Here is a 368-nt window from a genome sequence, read left to right as displayed (position 1 = left end):
AAGACTTTTTCACGCACGAGCAAATCGTAGACGAATTTCATGTCGTCATGAATGCCGTACATTTCGGTATCGATTTTGGGGAACATATACATCGCGCCCATCGGTTTGACGCAGGAAACACCGGGGATTTGGTTGATCAGCTCCCATGCCTTATTGCGTTGTTCCAACAGGCGGCCGCCGGGCAGGATAAATTCGTTGATGCTTTGATAGCCGCCCAATGCCGTCTGAATGGCGTGTTGCATCGGCGTATTGGCACACAGACGCATGGAGGAGAGCATGTCGAGACCTTCGATATAGCCCTTGGCATGATGTTTCGGACCGTTGAGCACCATCCAGCCTTGGCGGAAACCGGCCACGCGGTAGGCTTT

1 protein-coding gene is annotated in these 368 nt (G+C 52.7%); it reads right to left on the bottom strand.

What is annotated here, in order from left to right; translation table 11 throughout:
* Nucleotides 1-368: aminotransferase class I/II-fold pyridoxal phosphate-dependent enzyme (locus ACTHSP_RS22775; protein ID WP_440347100.1), on the bottom strand; the 368-nt coding region annotated here is incomplete at both ends.

This window comes from Neisseria sp. P0001.S005 (genome assembly GCF_051963715.1).
Note: the sequence above shows the minus strand (reverse complement) of the source record. Positions and strands in the feature narration are given on the sequence as shown.